We start from the raw sequence: 18830 nt of genomic DNA on the forward strand, positions 1-18830 counted from the left end.
CGTCCGGGTCCGCGCCCACCGCGCGGACCCGGACGGCCGGCTCACCGCAGGCGGTACGCCTGGATGATCCGCTGGGTCACGGTGTTGCCGGCGTCGTCACGGGCGGTGGCCCGCAGCGACGCGTACCCCGGGCCGGCCGGGTGCCGGACGGTGGCCGTCCACGCCCCGCCCTGCTTCTTCACCGTCGCCTTGCGCCAGGTCTTCCCGCCGTCGTAGGAGACGTCGACGGTGAGCGCGACGACCCGGCCGGACGGCGCGCCGGGCTGGCGCTGCACCGCCACCGGCACGGTGAACGTCCGGCCCGCCGGTGCCGAGCTGTCCACCGCCAGCGGCGGGGTGAACCGGACCGCCATGGCCGGCAGCCGGGCCGGCACGTCGCCCGGAACCCGCTTGGAGCGGAACGTCCAGCTCGCCGAGACCTCGGTGCTCAGGTCGGTGAAGCCCCGGGTCGCGGTGGTCTCCAGCCGGTAGTTCGCCGCGCCCGGCGGCACCGTGAACTCGCCGTAGCCCGGGTAGGGCGACTCGCCGAGCAGCTTGCCGTTGCGGAACAGCCGCGTCTGCTCGGTGTCGTTGAGCGAACCGCCCGGGTGGCCGGCCGCGTCGCTGTGCACCGGCAGCGAGACCACGATGCTGTCGCCGATGCGGGTGATGCTCTCCTCCGGCCAGCGCGGCTGCGGGAACGACGGGCCGAAGGGGCCCTTGTTCCATTCCTCGGTGTAGGTGCGCCCGGCCCGGTAGCGGGTGGGCACGGACTGCAGCACCGCCCGCGCCTCCAGCCAGCCGTCCTCGCCCCGCTCACCGAAGTCCAGCTCGGCGCTCCAGCGGGTCTTGGCGGTGGAGAGGTGCTCGATCCGCTTGCCGGGCACCTGGACCGGCAGGACGATCGCCGAGCCGCCGATGTCGTAGTCGGACTCCGGGAACACGACCCGTTCGTTGTCCATCCCGGTGTAGCCGGCGGCGAACCGGCTCGTGACGGTGGCGAAGTCGGCGGGCCGGTAGTGCCTGACGAAACCGGTCGGGAACCGGCCCGGGAACTGCTCGTTCAGGCCGTAGAAGTACGGGCTGCGCTCGGGCGCCTTCGCCTCGGTCCACTGGCTGGCGACCGCGCCGACGAAGAGGTCGGCGGAGACGTTGCGGCCGACCTGGCCCGAGTAGAGACCGTCGAACTTGTCGGCCCAGAGCCCGAAGCTGGCTTGGAAGTCGTCAAGCTTCCAGGCCGCGGTGAGGTCGATCAGCAGCGGTGCCGCGCCGCGCTGCGGCACCGTGGTACGGACCGGCTTCGCCGCCCGCGCGTCCAGCACGAGCCGCTGGTTGCCGGTCACCACCAGCTCCGGCTGGGCGAGGAAGGAGACCTCCGACCAGCCCTCGTCGCCGGCTGCGAAGATCAGGCTCTGCACGCCGTACCGGCCCTTTGGCACCCGCAGCCGGGCCTCGCCGTCGGCGTCGTACACGTCGCGGTAGCTGGCGTCGTCGAGCCCGAGCAGGCTGGTGAAGTAGTCACCGGTCAGAGCGCCGGAGCGGTTGCGGTGCGTCACCGTCAGGTCGTAGCTCTCCACCTCGCGGTCGACCGCGAGCGGGGTCACCGCCACCGCGTCGCCGGCACGGGCGACCAGGCGGCCGGTCCAGTAGCCGTCGGCGCCGCCGAGCCGGGTGTCCACGACCACCGTCACCTGGGCGCTGCCGCCCGCCGGGACGGTGAGCCGGGGGGCGCTGAGGGTGAGCATGCCGGCCGGTGCGGACCGTCCGCCCGGCCCGGTGAACTCGGTGCTCAGGTCCAGCGTGACCGGGGCGGTCCCGCCGTTGCGGTAGGTGACGGTCCGGCTGATCGGCTGGTCGTCGGTGTGCGGCCAGGTCGCCACGCCGAACGAGACGGACGGCGGGTCGCTGGTCACCTGCTGGGTGATCGCGCGGGCGAGGTCGACCCGGCCCGCGCCCTGCTGGTACGCGGTCTGCTCCGGGTGCGGCTTCGCCGAGGCCATCAACGTCGCCTTGTAGCTGGCGGGCGTCCAGCCGGGGTGCTGCTGGGCGAGGAGCGCGACCGCGCCGGCCACGTGCGGCGTGGCCATCGACGTGCCGGACAGTGCGGCGTACTTGTCGCCCACCGGGTCGCCGATCTCGCCGTGTGCGGCCCGGGCGGCCACGATCTCCACGCCGGGCGCGGTGATGTCCGGCTTGATCGCTCCGTCGCCGACCCGGGGGCCACGGCTGGAGAAGTCGGCGAGCGCGTCGTCGCGGTCCACGGCGCCGACCGCCAGCGCGGCGTCGGCGCTGGCCGGCGACCCGACCGAGCCGTCGGCGCCGTCGTTGCCGGCGGCGATCACGAAGAGCGTCCCGTGCTGCTCGGTGAGCGTCCCCACCGCCTCCTCCAGCGGGTCCACCTCCGGCGTGTCGCCGCCGCCGAGACTCATGTTGACCACAGTGGCGTGCTGTTCGGCGGCGGCCCACTGCATGCCGGCCAGGATGGCCGACTCGGTGCAGCCGTAGACCTCGCAGACCTTCCCGGACAGCAGCGTGGCGTCCGGCGCGACGCCCCGGTACTTCCCGCCGGAGGCGGCCCCGCTGCCGGCGATGGTCGAGGCCACGTGGGTGCCGTGCCCGACGATGTCGTCCGGGTTGGTCTCCTCGGTGAAGTTGCGCGACTCGGCGACCTTGCCCGCCAGGTCCGGGTGGGTGAGGTCGACGCCGGTGTCGAGCACCGCGACCCGGACGCCCTTGCCGGTGTATCCGGCGGCCCAGGCGGTCGGCGCGCCGATCTGCGGCACGCTGTGGTCGAGCGTCACCCGCCGCCGGCCGTCGAGCCAGATCCGCTCGACACCCCCCGCCGCGTCGAGCCGGGCACCGGAACTGTCGGCGCTGACCGCGTTCCAGAGCGCGCCGGTGTCGCTCTTGGACGCGACGACCGCCGCGCCGGTGATCGCCGGCAGGTCGCGGGTCACCCGGGCGCCGGCGAGCGGAGCCGCCGCGCGCCGGGCCACCCCCGGCCGGTACGTCACGAGCAGCGGTACGGTGTCGCGCCGCGCGTCGTCGTAGCCGGCCTCGATCAGCCCGGTGACGTCGAACAGCCGCCGGTCGAGCTTGCCGGCGCGGACCAGCGGGAGCGCGTCCTGCGGCAGCACGGTGAGGCGGTCGCGCTCGCGGCGGACCAGGAACTCGATGCCGGTACGCCCGGCGCCGGGGCGTACCGCGGCGTGGCCGCCGGTGACGGTGACCCGGTCCCCGGTGATCAGGGTGACGGTGGCCGTGCGGTTGCCGGCCTGTTCGGACGGGCCGGTGGGCGCGGTCGGGCCGGTGGGCGCGGTCGGGCCGGTGGGCGCGGTCGGGCCGGTGGGCGCGGCAGCCCGCGCGGGCACCGGCAGACCGAGCGCCAGCGCCAGGGCCATGCCCAGCGCGCCCAGTTTTCTGCGATTCCGGAGCAACCTTCCTCCTTCGTCGAACGTTTCATCGATGAGGGACACATCGATGCGGGTATCAGCATTGCATACCGCGTATGCATCGGGAAGTCGCCGATCCGACGGAACCGCCACCACACTCCCGAACCGGCCGGGACGATCGAGCGATGACCTCCATGAAGGACCGGATGCTGGCCGGCGAGCAGTACATCGCCGACGATCCCGCGATCATCGCCGACCTGGCGCGTGCGGCCCGGCTCAGCGAACGCTTCAACCGCAGCTCCGCCGACGATCCGGCGGGCCGCCTCGCCGCGCTGCGCGAACTGCTCGGCTCACTCGGCGAGGACGCCTGGGTCCGGCCGCCACTGCACTGCGACTACGGACACCAGACGCACATCGGCCCGCGCACGTTCGTCAACTTCAACGCGGTCCTCCTCGACGTCGCCCGCATCACCATCGGCGCGGACGTCCAGATCGGACCGAACGTGCAGTTGCTCACCGCCACCCACCCGGTCGAACCGGAGGCGCGCCGGGCCAAGTGGGAATCCGCACAGCCGATCACCATCGGTGACAACGTCTGGCTCGGCGGCGGAGTGATCGTCCTGGCCGGGGTGACCATCGGCGAGAACACGGTGGTCGGCGCCGGCGCTGTCGTGACCCGCGACCTGCCGGCCAATGTGGTGGCGGTGGGTAACCCCGCTCGTCCGATCAGAAGCCTGACTCAGCCATCCTGAGCTGCGGGAACAACCGCTCCAGCGGATGCGGACTCCAGCCCCGGCGTGCACTCTGAGTAGTAGGGCGTTCACCGGGAGGCACTATGGAGCGGGTCCTCGAACTACGGGTGCACGGGGTGTCGAACACCCCGCCGGATCAGCTGCTCGGCCTGAAGGCAGGCGCGAACGGTGACGGTGGGCAACCAGCACTCGTCGCCGGCGGTCAGGTGACCGGCTTCTACCGGTCCACCACAGCCGGCCGGGACGACCCGATCACCGTCGAGGCGTACAGCTGGGGGCAGTTGACCTCCGGCGCGCGGACCCGGCGGGACGTGGAACGGGCGCTGTGGACGCTGCTGCTCCCTTTCGCCCTGGCGAACGTCGCGCTGCACGCCCGCGCGGGCATCCCGCCCGACCCGGACCAGGAGCGCTGGGCCAGCCGGTCCGGCATCACCGCCTGGCTCATCCGCCTGTTCTGCCTGAGCCTGACCTGCACGCTCGTCATGACCGTGACCGGCGTCGGCGTGGACCTGATCGGCTGGCAGTGCGTGGAGGCGGACTGCCTCGGCCGGCTCCCCGGGCCGTGGCAGTTCCTCGGCGACTCCTGGTGGCGGCAGGGCACCCGGGCGCTCGCGCTCGGACTGCTGCTGCCGCTGCTCGTGCTGGCCGCGATCGGACTCGTCGCCTTCCGCACCTACCAGTACGAGGCGCAGATGCCCGCCGACCCGCACCACCATGCGCCCGTCCAGGAAGACGGTGAGCCGGTCGAACCACCGGAGCCGCGCGAGCCGCCGCAGAACCCGCTCCAGGATCCGACGTTCTGGAACGGGGAAGGGCAACTGCGCCGCGCCGCCGTGCTGCACCTGTGCACGGGCGCGGTCACCGCCGCCGCCGTACCCGTCACCGCGGTTCTCATCATGGATCCGCCGCGCGGCCTGCGGGCCGCTGTCGCCTGGCCGACCGTCGCGCTGCTCGCCGCCGTGGTGACGATCGCCGTGATCGCGGTGGCCCGGCCCTGGTTGAGCCGGCGCCAGGGCGCCACCCCGCTCGGCCGGTGGAGCATCGCCGTCGCGGCGCTCACCGCGCTCGGTCTGGTCGGCACGTTCGTCCTGCTGCTGCTGCCCGAGGGCCCGGCCGGCCAGCCGCTGTCGGCGTACCGGCCGCCGCTCGGGTGCGCGGCGCAGCCGGAGATCGCCGGCTGCCATGCCGACCGGTCACTGCCCGGGTACGACACCGCCATCGCCTGGCTCGTCGCCTACCAGGTGCTGCTGCTGGTGGCCATCGCCGCGGCGAACCGCTCCGGCCGGCGGGCACTGGCCGGTCCGGCCGCCGGGGCGCTGCTGCTGCCGCTGGGCGCGACCTGGATCGAACGCGGGCTGCCCGGCCTGCCCGACGCGCCGGACGCGCTGCGCACCTGGATGCTCGTCGGCCCGGCCGGTGTGCTGGCCGGCATCGGACTGCTCCTGCCCCGCCTGCGCCCGACGGTGCCGACCCAGCCGCTCGGCGCGTACACCGATCTGGCCTGGCGGGGCTGCGCCCCGGCGGTCATCGCCGGTTTCGGCTGGATGATGGCGGCGGCCTACTGCGCCGGACTGCTCTACTGGGTCAGCGACCGGCTGGACGCGTCGGCCGAGCCGAGCGGCCCGAGCCGGGTGATACCTCCGCTCGCCGTCTTCTGGGCCGGGCTGGCCTGCGCGGTCGGCCTGCTCGCGCTGATCGGGCTGCTGGTCCGGGTCGCGGTCCTGCTGCACCGCCTGCGCCGGGTGGAGTACGCCCGGCTCACCGCCGCCCCCGGCCTGTCCGCGCACGACCGGCGACGCTGCCGCGACGTCAGCACGTACCGGGCGCTGCACCGGCTGGTCGGCGAGCACGCGGTCCGGCTGATGGGCTGCTACGCCGCGTTCTGCGCGGTCCTGGTCACGCTCTGCTGCGCCGCCGCGCTCTCCGGCGAACGGCCGAGCCCGCTGTCCCCCTCCGGCTGGCAGACCGCCATCCACTGGACCGCCGAACGGGGAGACGCCATCCTCGGCTGGCTGCCGGTGGTGATGGCGGCGCTCGGGCTGCTGGTCTACCGCACCGACTCGGTACGCCGCTCGGTCGGCGTGATCTGGGACGTGTGCACGTTCTGGCCCCGGGCCGCGCACCCGCTCGCCCCGCCCAGCTACGCCGAGCGCGCCGTACCGGAACTCCAGACCCGGGTCGCGGGCCTGCTGGCGCTACCGCCGCACCACAGCGACCGGATGGACGGCGTCATCCTCTCCGGGCACAGCCAGGGCACCGTCATCTGCGCCGCAGTGCTTCTGCAACTGCCCCGCCGGTGGCGGCTGCGTACCTGGTTCTTCTCCTACGGCTGCCAGCTCACCCGGCTCTACGGGCGGGTCTTCCCGTCCTACTTCGGCCCGGAGCGGCTGCGTACGCTGGCCGGCGCGCTCACCTGGCCCGGCGGCCACGTGGCCTGGACGAACTTCTGGCGGGACACGGATCCGCTCGGCTGGCAGGTCAGCGCCGGGCAGCGGGACGTGCCGGTGGCGGACCCGGAGGCGCTGCACCCGACCGGCGGCGAGGTGGCCGACCCGCCCATCCGCAGCCACAGCGGCTACCCGGAGGCGGCGGAGTTCACCCGCGAGCGCGCCGTGGTGGCCCGGTTGCTGCGCCGCACCGTGCCGTCGCCCCGGCAGCGGGCCGGCTGACCGTGCGCCGGTGCGGCGGCGGGTCTGCGGCAGCGCCCGGCGTCACGCCGGCGGCGGGTCGGCCAGGCGGACCACCAGGTCGGCGTGCACGGCCGTGCCCGCGACCAGCCGGGCGTTCTCCTCGTCGCTGCCCAGCGCCCAGGCCCGGGCCTGCTCCGGCGACTTCCCGTACGCCTCGTGCCGCGCGGTGAGCCGGCGCACCCGCACCTCCGCCTCCAGATCGAGGAACCAGGCCTCGTGCAGAAGCGTCCGCACCTCCTCCCACGGGTCGTCCCGCAGCAGGAGGTAGTTGCCCTCGGTGACCACCAGGCGCACCTCGGGCGGGACCTCGATCGCCCCGGCGACCGGCTCCTCCAGGTCACGGCGGAACTCCGGCGCCCACACCGACGTCGGCTCCAGCCGGCGCAACCGGCGCAGCATCGAGGCGAACCCGTTGACGTCGAACGTGTCCGGCGCGCCCTTGCGCCCCGACCGGCCGAGCCGCTCCAACGCCGTCCCGGCCAGGTGGAAGCCGTCCATCGGGACCAGCCGGGCGACCGGGCCGAGCGCGGCCACGATCCCTTCCGCCAGGGTGGACTTGCCCGCACCGGGTGCCCCGGCGATGCCGAGCAGCTGACGCGGGCCGGCCTCGGCCAGCGCGCGCGCCCGGGCGACCAGGTCGTCGAGCCCGAGCACCTCCGCCGCCGGCATCAGTCCAGCACCGGCTCGCTGATGGTGAACCGCGCCTCGACCGCCGCCTGCACCGGCTGCGGCGCCGGGTCCAGCTCCAACTCCAGCTCCGGCTGCTCGCCGGAGCGCGCGTACGCCGCCTTGACCATCATCGGCGGGGACGCGCTCAGCCCGGTGTCGGACAGCTCGCGCAACGCGATCACCCGGGCGCCGAGCGCCTCGGCGTACTCCCGGGCCCGGACCAGCGCGTCCGCGATCGCCGCCTGCCGCGCCTCCCGGTAGGCCGGGCTGTCCGGCCGCAGCGACCACACCGGGCCGGCCACCTCGACCTGCTCCTGGTCGGCCAGGCGGAGCATCAGCTCGCCCAGCGCGGTGAAGTCGCTCGTCGTGACAGTGGTGCTCACGCTGCCCTGGTATGCCACGACGCGGTCGCCGGAACGCCTCGTCACCGGCCAGACGTGCACCTGGCCGGTCTCCCGGCGCTCCACCGCCGGCTCGGCCGCGTCGAGCAGCGCCCGCACCGCTGCGGCCCGTTCGGCCAGCCGGGTCAGCGTGGTCTCGCGATCCCGGTCCCGGGCCGTCGCCGTCACCGTGAACCGCGCCAGCTCGGGCGCCACCTCCCGGTACGCCTCACCGCGTACCGCCACGACCGGTGCGTCCGCCATGCCGCTCAGCCTAACGGCGGCGTGGCCGGCAGGTGCCCCGTGTAGGTGACCGCGCCGCCCGCCTCGCGTACCCCGGTCAGGTGACCGCCCGCGGCGCCCAGCTCCCGCAGGTACGCCAGCTCGCCGACGTGGTCGGCGGCGCACGGGAACTCCCGCCGGTGCGCGGTGAACTCGCGCGCCCGCAGCGTGGACCGGGTCTGCCGCCCCTCGGCGAGGCGCTCGGCCAGCGCGTCGGCGTCGCCGGCGCGCAGCGCCTCGGTCAGCTCGCCCAGGAAGACGCCGAGCGCGTCCAGCTCGGCGAGGACGCGGTCGCGGTTCCCGAGCAGCATGTTCGCGGTCCGTTCGGGCGGCCCGCCGGCGACCCGGGTGCCGTCGGAGAAGCTCCCGGCCGCGAGCGTCAGAACCGCGTCCCGCAGCGCCGACCGGTGCACGGTGCCGGCCAGCGCCCCGGCGAGCACGTGCGGCACGTGCGAGGCGAGCGCCGCCGCTCCGTCGTGCTCCGGGGCGGACATCGGCACCACCCGGGCGTGGAAGACGTCCACGAGCAGCGAGGCCAGCCGCCGGAAGGCGTCCAGCCCGGTCGGCCCCGGGCAGAGCACCCAGGCGGCGCCGTCGAGCAGGCCCGGCTCGGCCGCGTCCGGTCCGGCCCGGTCGGCCCCGGCCATCGGGTGGCCCGGCACGAACCGGTGCCCGAGCCCCTGCACGGTGGCGACGGTGCTCACCTCGGCCTTGACGCTGCCGACGTCGGTGAGCACGCACCTGTCGTCGGTGACGGCGGCGACCCGGGCCAACGTCGCCGGCAACGTCGGCAGGGGGCCGCAGAGGAACACCACGTCCCGGCCGGCCACCGCGTCCTCGACCGTGTCGGCCACCACGACGCCCCGCTCGCGTACCCGCCCGCGGGTCTCCGGGTCCGGGTCCCAGCCGGTCACGTCGAGCCCGGCGTCGCGCAACCGGAGCAGCAGCGAACCGCCGATCAGCCCGGTGCCGACCACCGCCGCCCGTGCCAGCTCGCCCGCCATGTCAGGACCCGGCGAGCCGCCCGGCCACCGCGTCGACACGCTCGTCGGACTCGGTGAGCGCCACCCGGACGTGCCGGGCGCCGGCCGGGCCGTAGAAGATCCCGGCCGCGACCAGGATGCCCCGGCGGGCCAGCCAGTCCACCGTGTCCCAGCAGTCCTCGTCGCGGGTCAGCCAGAGGTAGAGGCCGGCCTCCGAGTGCTCGACCGTGAAGCCGGCCCCGGTGAACGCCGCACGCAGCTTCTCCCGCCGGACGCGATAGCGCTCCCGCTGGGCGTCGGCGTGCTCCTGGTCGCCGAGCGCGGCCACCATCGCGGCCTGCACCGGCGCGGGCACGATCAGACCCGCGTGCTTGCGGATCTTGAGCAGCTCGGCCACCAGCGCCGGGTCACCGGCGACGAACCCGGCCCGGTACCCGGCCAGGTTCGAGCGCTTGGACAGCGAGTGCACCGCCAGCACGCCGTCGTACGAGCCGCCGCACACCTCGGGCGAGAGCACCGAGACGGGCTCGGCGTCCCAGCCCAGCGGCAGGTAGCACTCGTCGCTGGCCACCACGGCCCCGCGCTCGCGCGCCCACTCGACCACCTTGCGCAGGTGGGCGGCGGGCAGCACCCGGCCGGTCGGGTTGCCCGGCGAGTTGACCCAGACCAGCCGGACCCGGGGATCCGGGCCGAGCGCGGTCAGCGAGTCGGTGCGTACGGTGGTCGCGCCGACCAGCCGCGCCCCGTCCTCGTACGTCGGGTAGGCCACCGACGGCACCACCACCACGTCACCGGGGCCGAGCCCGAGCAGCGTGGGCAGCCACGCCACCAGCTCCTTGGAGCCGATCGTGGGCAGCACGCCCAGCCCGTCGACGCCCGCGCCGCAGGCCCGGGCGACCCACGCCGCGATCGCGTCCCGCAGCGCTGCGGTGCCGGCGGTCAGCGGGTAGCCCGGCGCGTTCGACGCGTCGGCCAGCGCCTGCCGGATCAGCTGTGGCACCGGGTCGACCGGCGTGCCCATCGACAGATTGATGAGACCGTCCGGATGCGCCGCGGCCGTGGCGGCCGCGGCGTCCAGGGTGTCCCAGGTGAAGTCGGGCAGCCGTGCCGAGACCGGCGAGCGCCGGTTCAGTGGCCCTCGCCGCGCGGCGGCTGCGCGGCGACGAAGGTGGCGTCCTTCTCCACCTTGCCGATCTTCGAGGCGCCACCGGGCGAGCCCAGGTCCTCGAAGAACTCGTAGTTGGCCCCGGTGTAGTCCTTCCACTGCTCCGGGACGTCGTCCTCGTAGAAGATCGCTTCTACCGGGCAGACCGGCTCGCAGGCACCACAGTCGACGCACTCGTCGGGGTGGATGTAGAGCATCCGGTTGCCCTCGTAGATGCAGTCGACCGGGCACTCCTCGATGCATGCCTTGTCGAGCACATCCACGCACGGCTCGGCGATGATGTAGGTCACCGGTCTTCTCCTCCGCAGACTCGTCGCGATCACCCGCAACGGTAAGAGCCTAGTATCTCGCCGGGGAGGGGGTCGATCGTGCTCCGACAGCAGGACGTGGGACACCGGATCGTGGTCCGCCGGATTGTGGGGATTCGTGAGGGCCGCACGCTGTTCTCCGACGCGCTCGGCGAACTCGTCGAGCTGAGCGAGACCCACATCACCCTCGCCACCGACGCCGGCCCGCTGCGCGTACCGGTCGCCGAGGTGCACCGGGCCAAGCGGGTGCCGCCGGCCCGCCGCCCCACCGCCGCCGCCGTGGTCGCGCTGGAGCTGGCCGCCGACGAGGCGTGGCCCGCACCGGTACGCGGACGGCTCGGCGACTGGCGGCTGCGCTGGGCCGACGGCTGGACCGGTCGGGCCAACAGCGCGCTGCCGGTCGGCGACCCGGACCGGCCCCTGCCCGCCGCGCTGGACGCGGTGCAGCGCTGGTACGCCGAGCGGGGCGGCACCGCGCTGGTGAACACCCCGCTGCCGCTGGCCGCCCCGGTCGGCGCCGAACTGGACGCGCGCGGCTGGACGGCCCGGCCCCCGGTGCTGGTGCAGACCGTGCCGCTGCGCGCCCTGGCCGCGCCGCCGGACGCCGGGCTCGCCGACACGCCGCCGGATGCCGACACGCCGACCGCCGGCCCGGACGGCCCGCCGCCGCTCGCCGGTCCGGACGGCACGCCGCCGGTGACGCTGGCCGGCGCGCCCGCCGACGACTGGCTGGCGATCGCCGCGGGTCGCAAGGGAGGCCTGCCGGACGCCGCGCGGCACGTGCTCACGGCCGTCGACCGGGTCCGCTTCGCGGAGCTGCGGATCGACGGCCGGCTGCTCGCGGTCGGCCGGGGCACGGTGACCGGCGAAGGCCGCTGGCTCGGCGTCAGCCTGCTCGAAGTGCTGCCCGAGGCGCGTCGGCGCGGATTCGCCGTCGCGGTCGTCCGCGCCCTGGCCCGCTGGGGCGCGGCCGAGGGCGCCACGCGGGCGTTCCTCCAGGTGGAGCAGAGCAACACCGGCGCGGTCGAGCTCTACCGCCGGCTCGGGTTCACCACCCACCACACCTACCTGACCCGGGTCGCCCCGGCCGCCTGAACGGCCGGAGGGTCAGCGCCGGACGACCCGGCGCGGCCGGGACCGCTTCATCTCGGCGTACCGCTTGAGCTGGCGGGACCGGTAGTCCCGGCCGAGCGCGGTGAGGATCAGGTAGCCGACCAGCACACCGGCGGCGGTGGCGGCGAGATAGAGCCAGATCTGGGCGAAGAAGAGACCGGCGCCACCGCCGAACGGGTTCTCCCCGACCACCAGCGGACCGACGAACACGGTGAGCGCCAGCGCCACCCCCACCGCGGCGGCCAGGTCACCGGCCAGGCGGCCGAGCGGACGGTCGGCCCCCCACCGGAACGCGACGCCCGCCAGGATCAGCCCGATCACCAGGAACATCGCCAGCGACACCCGGTCGGACGCGGCGTCGTCGTCCGGGAACGCGAATCTGGTGACCAGCCGGGCCACCACGTTCACCGCGAACAACGCGGCCGCCAGCACTCCGACCGCACGCCACCGCTGACCCATCGCACGCCTCCCGCCGTACCGCCCGCTCCCTCGGCGGGCCTCTGGCAGGAATGTCTACCACCGTCGCCTGTGTGGCGTCAGCACCTCACCGGACAGGGGGCGGCGTCACCAGGTGCCGGAAACCGACCACCGCGAACGTGACCGCGCCGGCCACGATCAGCGCCAGGCCGAGCACGTTGTCGCCGACCAGCGCGAGATCACCCTCGACGGTCCGGACACCGCCCGCCACGATCACCACGAACCACGGCAGCGCGGCCAGCACGACCGCCCAGCGGCCCCCTGTCGACCGGTGCCCGAACGAGCCCAGCAGCACCGTCGCCGCCACCACCACCGGCACGCCGACGACCACCGCGCCCACCCCGACCAGCGCCTGCGCCGCGCCGGAGCGGCCCTGCACCAGCTCCCAGGCCCAGGTCGAGAAGATCAGTTCGAGCAGCGCGAGCAGCACGCCGCCCCAGACCGTCAGCACGCCGCCGGTCACCCGCAGCGCGCGGTCGAGCGTCCGCTCCGCCCGGCTCGGCGGCGCGGCCTCCGGTGGCGGCTCGGCAACTGTCGACACGGGTACGGCCGGCAGCGTCACCGGACACCGGTCGCCGCGACCGGGGACCGATCCGCGGCGTCCGGGGCGATCCCGGCGAAGAGGTCGTCCTCCCAGCCGTACGGGCCATGGCCGGGCCCCTTCTCGCCCACCGCGAGCGTGAAGTACTCGACGCCCATGAACTCGCCGCCGAAGTTGCCGGCGATCGAGTAGAGCCACGAGTTGGCCGGGATCTGGGTGGCGTGGGCCCGCATCGCCGCCTCCTTGGCGGCGTGCTGCTCGGTGCCGTCGATCCGGGCGGCGATCTCCGCGTCCGGCGTGCCGAACGGCAGCTCGTCGGCGCTCTCGATGCCGGCGAACGGGTTGTCCGAGGACTCGGTGAACGTCTCCAGCCCGGCGTCGAGCACGCTGCGCGGCATGGCCGTCCAGTAGACCTTCGCCGGGGCGATCCCCTCGGCCGCGGCCAGCTCCACGCCGCGCATCGCCACCCGGTGCGCCTGGATGTGGTCCGGGTGGCCGTAGAAGCCGTTCGGGTCGTACGTGACGAGCACCTGGGGACGGACCTCGCGGATGACCTCCAGCAGGTGCCCGGCGGCGACGTCCAGGTCGGCCTGCCAGAACGCCCGCGGGTGCTCGTTGGTGGCCATGCCCATCATGCCCGAGTCGCGGTAGCGGCCCGCGCCGCCGAGGAACCGGTGGTCGGTGACGCCGAGCGCGGCGCAGGCGTCGGCCAGCTCGCCGATCCGGTAGCCGCCGAGCTGGTCCGCCTCGGCCGCGCAGAGCTGGGCCAGCGCCGGGACGTGGATCTCGCCCTCCTCGCCCAGCGTGCAGGTGACGAGCGTGACGTGGGTGCCGGTGGCGGCGTAGTGCGCCATCGTCGCGCCGGTGCCGATCGACTCGTCGTCGGGATGCGCGTGGACCAGCAGAAGGCGTCGGTCGGGCAGCGTCGTCACGCCCGTCACTCTAACCGGCGGTCCTGCCCGCTCGACGGTGATGCGTCCGCTCAGGTCGGCCACATCACCTCCGGCGCGCGCCTACGCTGCAGGCGTGGACTTTCCCGAGCTGGCCGCCCGTACCCGTCGGTTCAGCCACGGGGCGCCGCGCGCCGTCACCGTCTCCGGCGACGGCTCCCGGGTCGTCTTCCTGCGCTCCGCGGGACCGGAGGACCCGGCCGACGCGCTCTGGCTGCTCGACATCGACAGCGGCGAGGAACGCCTGGTCGCCGATCCGGCGGTGCTGCTGGGCGCGGACGCCGATCCGGCCCGCCTGTCCCCGGGTGAGCGGGCGCTGCGCGAGCGGCTGCGGCTCAGCTCCGGCGGCATCGGCTCGTACGCCCTGGACGCGGCCGGCCGGGTGGCCGCGTTCGCGCTGGCCGGGCGGCTGTTCCGGGCCGACCTGGTGCACGGCGACGTGGTCGAGGTGGCCACCGGCGGGCCGGTGATCGACCCCCGGCCCGACCCGACCGGCGAGCGGCTGGCCTATGTCACCGACGCCGCCGAGGACGTACGCCGGGGCCAGCTGCGGGTGGTGGAGCCGGACGGTACCGACAACCTGCTCGCCGGTGAGGACAGCGGCGTGACCTGGGGGCTGGCCGAGCACATCGCCGCCGAGGAGTTCGACCGCTACCGCGGCTACTGGTGGGCGCCGGACGGGCGCAGCGTGCTGGCCGCCCGGGTCGACGAGTCCCGGCTGGAACGCTGGTACCTGCACGACCCGGCCGACCCGGCGAGCCCGCCGACGTCGCTGGCGTACCCCGTCGCGGGTGGCCCGAACGCGGAGGTCAGCCTGCACCTGCTCGACCTCGACGGCGGCTGGGTCGACGTGCACTGGGACCGGGAGACCTACCCCTACCTGAGCTCGGCGGACTGGTCCGACGGCGGGCCGCTGATCACGGTGCTGCGCCGCTCGCAGCAGCACGGCCTGGTGCTGGCGGTGGACCCGCGCACCGGGGAGACGCAGGTGCACGCCGAGCTGGCCGACCCGCGCTGGGTGGAACCGATCCCCGGCACCCCCGCCCACCTGCCCGACGGGCGGGTGCTGGTCGGCGGCGAGCTGGCCCACGACGGGTACGACGCACGCTGCCTGTTCGCCGACGGCACGCTGCTCACCCCGCCCTCGCTGTACGTGCGGCGGGTGGTCGGGCGGCTGCCGAACGGCCCGGGCACGACCGCGGACCTGCTGGTCGAGGCGAGTGAGGGTGAGCCGAGCCAGCGCCACCTCTACCGGGTGCGGACCACCATCGGCGGCGGCATGGACGCCCGCCGGATGGGCAGCGACCCCGGCTGGCACACCGCCTCGATCGGCGGCTCCACGCTGGCGGTGGGCATCGCGTCGCTGGAGCACCCCGGCGTGCGCTGGCGGGTCTGGCACGGCGACCGCGAGGTGGGTGAGCTGCGCTCGCTGGCCGCCACCTGCTCGTACGCGCCGCGCCCGACGATGGTCCGGGTCACCGACCGGCGGCTGCCAAGCGCGGTGCTCTACCCGGCCGAGCACGTCAAAGGCACCCGGCTGCCGGTGCTGCTGGACATCTACGGCGGCCCCGGCCACCAGGAGGTGGTGGCGGCCCGCAGCGTCTGGCTGGAGCGGCAGTGGTGGGCCGAGCAGGGCTTCGCGGTGGTCACCATCGACAACCGGGGCACCCCCGGCATCGCACCTTCGTTCGAGAAGGCGATCCACCGCCGGGTCGCCGACGTGATCCTCACCGACCAGGTGGACGCGCTCACCGCGCTCGCCGACAAGCACCCCGACCTGGACCTGGAACGGGTGGCGGTGCGCGGCTGGTCGTTCGGCGGCTGGCTGGCCGGGCTCGCGGTGCTGCGCCACCCGGAGTTGTTCAAGTGCGCGATCGTCGGCGCGCCGGTCACCGACTGGGCGCTGTACGACACCGCGTACAGCGAGCGCTACCTCGGCATGCCCGACGACGGCATGGACGTCTACGCCCACCACTCGCTGGTCGAGCTGGCCGCCGAGCCGCTCGGCGACCCGGCGCAGGCCCGGCCGATGCTGCTGGTGCACGGCCTGGCCGACGACAACGTGCTGGCCGCGCACACGCTGCGGCTGTCCGCGGCGCTGCTGGCGACGGGCCGCCCGCACGCGGTGCTGCCGCTGACCGGGGCGAGCCACCTGGCCGCGGGCGGGGTGTCCGAGCGCCTGCTCCGGCTGGAGCTGGACTTCCTCCGCCGCTACTTGTAAGGAAGGGCCCCCTGTTAACGCCTGCGGTAGAGGAAGGGCCCCCTATTAACGCCGCGCGTTAACAAGGGGCCCTTCCTTGCAGAGCTACTGCTTGACGTACGCGTTGACGAAGCTGGGCCAGCCGAAGATGCTGCCGATGAAGATGCCACCGGCCTTCTCGCCGTGCGCCACGGAGACCACCTCGTTGTAGAGCGGCACCGCCGGCGCGGACTCCTTCATCAGCTTCTCGTCCAGCTTGCTCCACTCCTCGGCCTGCTTGGCCGGGTCGAGGGCCAGCACCCGGTCGAACTCGGCGTTGATCGCCTCGTTGTTGAGCTGGGACGTGTTGCTGTTGCCCTCGGCCTTGAGGCTGCGGCCGTCGAAGAGCACCGGCAGGATCGAGGCGCCGCTGGGCCAGTCGGCCGCCCACGAGTCGACCCACAGGTCCCAGGGGTTGCTCTTCTTCTTCACGAAGTCGAGGTAGCCGTCCTCGGGGATCGGCTTGACGGTGACCGTGAAGCCGGCCTTCTCCAGCGCGTTCTTGACCTGGGTGGCGGTCTCCTGCGAGGCGGTGTCGTCGGAGGTGCCGAGCACCAGGTTCACCGACTTGCCGCCCAGCGTCTCCTTCGCCTTCGCCGGGTCGCCGCTCTCACCGGCCGGGTACGCGTCGAACTTCTTGTACCCGAGCGTGGTCGGGGGCAGCAGCGTGGTCAGCGGCACCGCGCCGTACGGGCCGCCGAGGTTCTTGGTGATGCTGCTGCGGTCGATCGCGTAGTTGATCGCCTGCCGCACGGACAGGTCGGTGACCCGGGTGGTGTTGATGCTCAGCCGGTAGGCGTTGGGCGTCGCCGCGACGATCATCCGCGCCTTGAGCGCCGGGTCGCCGGTCACCTTCGCGATCAGCTCGGGCGGCACGCCACCGGTGGCGACCGCCGCCGCGTCGTTGCCGGTGCCGGCGAGGACGCGGTTGGTCTGGGTGGTGTTGTCCGAGCCGAGCGACCAGACGAACTTGTCCGGGTACGCGTGCCGCACCGGATCGGTGGCCGGATCCCAGTTCGTGTTGCGCTCCAGCACCATCTCCACGCCGGGCTGGATCTTGGTGAACCGGTACGGCCCGGACGAGAACGGCATGTTGTCCAGGTTGACGCCGGTGTCCTTGTCCGGCGGCAGCGGCGCGGTGGCCGGCAGCGACACCGCGAACGGCAGGTCGCAGCGGGGCTTGTTGAACTCGAAGCGCAGCGTGCGCGGGTCCGGCGTGGTCAGGCCGGGCGGCAGCGAGGTCTTGTTCTTCTTGAAGTCCCATTTGGTGTCGTACTGCGGGCTGTCGGCCAGCCACTCCTGCAGGTAGGTGGGGCCGCCGGTCAGGTCCGGGTCGAACGAGCGGGCGATGCCGTACGCGATCTCCTTGGAGGTGATCGGGCGGCCGTCCTCGAACTTGACGCCCTCCTTGATCGTGAACTCCCAGACCTTGCAGTCGTTGTTCACGTTCTTGCCGGGCGTCTCGGCGAGGTCGCCGACCAGCGTGACGTTGCCCTTGCCGTCGTCCTTGAAGGTGGTGAGGAACCGGGCGTAGAGCTGGCTGCCCATCAGGCCGGCGAACGAGTAGACCCGCTGCGGGTCCAGGTGGGAGATCTTGCTCTCGCGCAGGATGTAGAAGGTTCCGCCCTTGGCCGCGCCGGGCACCTCGGCCGCCGGGCCGAGCGAGTCCTTCGGGTCGGTCGCGATGGCGCCGCTGCGGGGCTTGTTCGTGTCCGCGGTGTCGCCGTTGTCGCCGGTGTTCTTGCTGCACGCACTGAGGGCGACCACCAGTGCCATCGCACCGCCCACGGCGGTGGCGAGTCTTGCTCGCATACTCAACTCCTCGGGTCCGATGAAGGAAAGCTTCGCCTAGCTTTCACTCGCGGTAAATTTCGAGCAGATAACGGGGGCACAACGATCGACCACCGGCGACGCCCGGATCAGCCCAGACGCACCCGTGGATCGATGAACGCGTACAGCAGGTCGACCACGATGTTCGCCACCACCACGAACAGCGCCGACACCAGGACGGTGGCCATGATGGTCGGCAGGTCGCCCTGGCGTACCGCCTCCACCGCCGTACGCCCCAGCCCCTGGATGCCGAACGTCGTCTCGGTGATGACGGTGCCGCCCAGTGCCGCGCCCACGTCGAGCCCGGCGATCGTCACGATCGGCGTGATCGCGGCGCGCAGCGCGTGCCGTCCGTACACATTGCGTTTCGCCACGCCCTTGGCCCGCGCGGTCCGCACGAAGTCCTCGGAGAGCGTCTCCAGCATCTGCGCCCGGGACAGCCGCGCGTAGATCGCGGAGAAGAGCAGCGCGAGCGTCACCCACGCCAGCACCAGGCCACGCGCCCATTCGATCGGGTTCTCCAGGAACGGCACGTAGCGGGGTGTCGGCAGGATCTTCAGCGAGTACACGAAGACCAGCAGCAGCACGGCGCCGACGAAGTAGAGCTGCAGCGAGGCGAACGTCAGCGTCAACCCGATCGAGATGCGGTCGAGCAGCGACCCCCGCCGCAGCGCGGAGATCATCCCGAGCCCCACGCCGAGCGCCAGCCAGAGCACCGCCGCCGGGAGCACGATGTTCAGCGTCACCGGCAGCACCCGGGCGAACGTGTCGGTCACCGCCTCGCTGTTGACGTACGAGTAGCCGAGGCACGGCGCCTCGCACTTGCCGCCCTGCGCGCTGCCCAGGTCACGGCCGACGAAGATGCCCTTCATGTAGTTGACGTACTGCGTCGGCTTCGGGTCGTTGAGCCCCAGCTCCGTGCGTACCCGCTCCAGCCGCTCGGCGTTGCAGTTCTTCGGGCACATGCCGGTCACCGGGTCGCGGGGCAGCGCGAAGAACATGAGGAAACTGACGATGCTCACCGCGAGCAGCACCGAGACCGCGAGCAGCAGCCGCTTCAGCAGAAACCGCACCATGTCG

General features: G+C 73.8%; 15 protein-coding genes. 4 read left to right on the top strand and 11 right to left on the bottom strand.

Annotation, left to right across the window (positions count from 1 at the left end; genetic code table 11):
• Positions 1–41 precede the first annotated feature (41 nt).
• Positions 42–3416 carry a S8 family serine peptidase gene (locus A4R25_RS21935; RefSeq protein WP_064447908.1) on the bottom strand — a complete coding sequence of 1125 codons (3375 nt, stop codon included), beginning with the start codon at positions 3414–3416 and terminating at the stop codon, positions 42–44.
• A 140-nt stretch (positions 3417–3556) separates the two neighbouring features.
• Here A4R25_RS21935 and A4R25_RS21940 point away from each other — a divergent pair, with 140 nt between their 5' ends.
• Both A4R25_RS21940 and A4R25_RS21945 read left to right on the top strand, forming a co-directional pair.
• The gene (locus A4R25_RS21940; RefSeq protein ID WP_064447909.1) at positions 3557–4123 is read left to right on the top strand and encodes a sugar O-acetyltransferase; all 567 of its coding nucleotides are present in this window, start codon (positions 3557–3559) and stop codon (positions 4121–4123) included.
• Positions 4124–4206: 83 nt separating this feature from the next.
• Positions 4207–6792, top strand: a complete 2586-nt coding sequence (locus tag A4R25_RS21945; protein WP_064447910.1) for a hypothetical protein — start codon at positions 4207–4209, stop codon at positions 6790–6792.
• Between the two features lie 42 nt (positions 6793–6834).
• On the opposite strand, the gene A4R25_RS21950 is transcribed toward A4R25_RS21945, so the two are convergent.
• The 5 genes from A4R25_RS21950 to fdxA are packed head-to-tail and all read right to left on the bottom strand — an operon-like array spanning position 6835 to position 10582.
• Positions 6835–7482 carry a nucleoside/nucleotide kinase family protein gene (locus tag A4R25_RS21950; protein ID WP_064447911.1) on the bottom strand — a complete coding sequence of 216 codons (648 nt, stop codon included), beginning with the start codon at positions 7480–7482 and terminating at the stop codon, positions 6835–6837.
• Positions 7482–8126, bottom strand: coding sequence for an SIMPL domain-containing protein (locus tag A4R25_RS21955; RefSeq protein WP_064447912.1), 645 nt, complete (start codon positions 8124–8126; stop codon positions 7482–7484). The genes A4R25_RS21950 and A4R25_RS21955 overlap by 1 nt, the downstream gene beginning before the upstream one ends.
• A 5-nt stretch (positions 8127–8131) precedes the next feature.
• Positions 8132–9148: a prephenate dehydrogenase/arogenate dehydrogenase family protein gene (locus tag A4R25_RS21960; RefSeq protein WP_064447913.1), complete on the bottom strand. Its 1017-nt coding sequence runs from the start codon at positions 9146–9148 to the stop codon at positions 8132–8134.
• A gap of 1 nt (position 9149) precedes the next feature.
• Positions 9150–10259, bottom strand: a complete 1110-nt coding sequence (dapC, locus tag A4R25_RS21965) for a succinyldiaminopimelate transaminase (protein WP_043330946.1) — start codon at positions 10257–10259, stop codon at positions 9150–9152.
• Positions 10256–10582, bottom strand: a complete 327-nt coding sequence (gene fdxA / locus A4R25_RS21970; RefSeq protein ID WP_007464872.1) for a ferredoxin — start codon at positions 10580–10582, stop codon at positions 10256–10258. Before fdxA ends, dapC begins: the two co-directional genes overlap by 4 nt.
• A gap of 78 nt (positions 10583–10660) precedes the next feature.
• Between fdxA and A4R25_RS21975 the strand changes: the two genes are divergently transcribed.
• The gene (locus tag A4R25_RS21975; RefSeq protein ID WP_064447914.1) at positions 10661–11695 is read left to right on the top strand and encodes a GNAT family N-acetyltransferase; all 1035 of its coding nucleotides are present in this window, start codon (positions 10661–10663) and stop codon (positions 11693–11695) included.
• A 12-nt stretch (positions 11696–11707) separates the two neighbouring features.
• Here the strand turns inward: A4R25_RS21975 and A4R25_RS21980 are convergent, their stop codons facing one another.
• The 3 genes from A4R25_RS21980 to mshB form a co-directional block, all read right to left on the bottom strand.
• The gene (locus tag A4R25_RS21980; RefSeq protein ID WP_043328434.1) at positions 11708–12172 is read right to left on the bottom strand and encodes a hypothetical protein; all 465 of its coding nucleotides are present in this window, start codon (positions 12170–12172) and stop codon (positions 11708–11710) included.
• Positions 12173–12257: 85 nt separating this feature from the next.
• Positions 12258–12752: a hypothetical protein gene (locus A4R25_RS21985; RefSeq protein WP_043328433.1), complete on the bottom strand. Its 495-nt coding sequence runs from the start codon at positions 12750–12752 to the stop codon at positions 12258–12260.
• The gene (gene mshB, locus A4R25_RS21990) at positions 12749–13672 is read right to left on the bottom strand and encodes an N-acetyl-1-D-myo-inositol-2-amino-2-deoxy-alpha-D-glucopyranoside deacetylase (protein WP_187693636.1); all 924 of its coding nucleotides are present in this window, start codon (positions 13670–13672) and stop codon (positions 12749–12751) included. The genes A4R25_RS21985 and mshB overlap by 4 nt, the downstream gene beginning before the upstream one ends.
• Positions 13673–13757: 85 nt before the next feature.
• Here mshB and A4R25_RS21995 point away from each other — a divergent pair, with 85 nt between their 5' ends.
• Positions 13758–15902 carry a prolyl oligopeptidase family serine peptidase gene (locus A4R25_RS21995; RefSeq protein WP_064447916.1) on the top strand — a complete coding sequence of 715 codons (2145 nt, stop codon included), beginning with the start codon at positions 13758–13760 and terminating at the stop codon, positions 15900–15902.
• A gap of 84 nt (positions 15903–15986) precedes the next feature.
• Here the strand turns inward: A4R25_RS21995 and A4R25_RS22000 are convergent, their stop codons facing one another.
• Entirely contained in the window at positions 15987–17732 is a 1746-nt protein-coding gene (locus tag A4R25_RS22000) for an ABC transporter substrate-binding protein (RefSeq protein WP_043328427.1), read from the bottom strand.
• A gap of 107 nt (positions 17733–17839) precedes the next feature.
• Positions 17840–18826: an ABC transporter permease gene (locus A4R25_RS22005; RefSeq protein WP_043328426.1), complete on the bottom strand. Its 987-nt coding sequence runs from the start codon at positions 18824–18826 to the stop codon at positions 17840–17842.
• Between the last annotated feature and the right edge of the window lie 4 nt (positions 18827–18830).

It is taken from the genome of Micromonospora sp. NBRC 110037, assembly GCF_001652995.1.
Taxonomy (GTDB): domain Bacteria; phylum Actinomycetota; class Actinomycetes; order Mycobacteriales; family Micromonosporaceae; genus Micromonospora; species Micromonospora chalcea.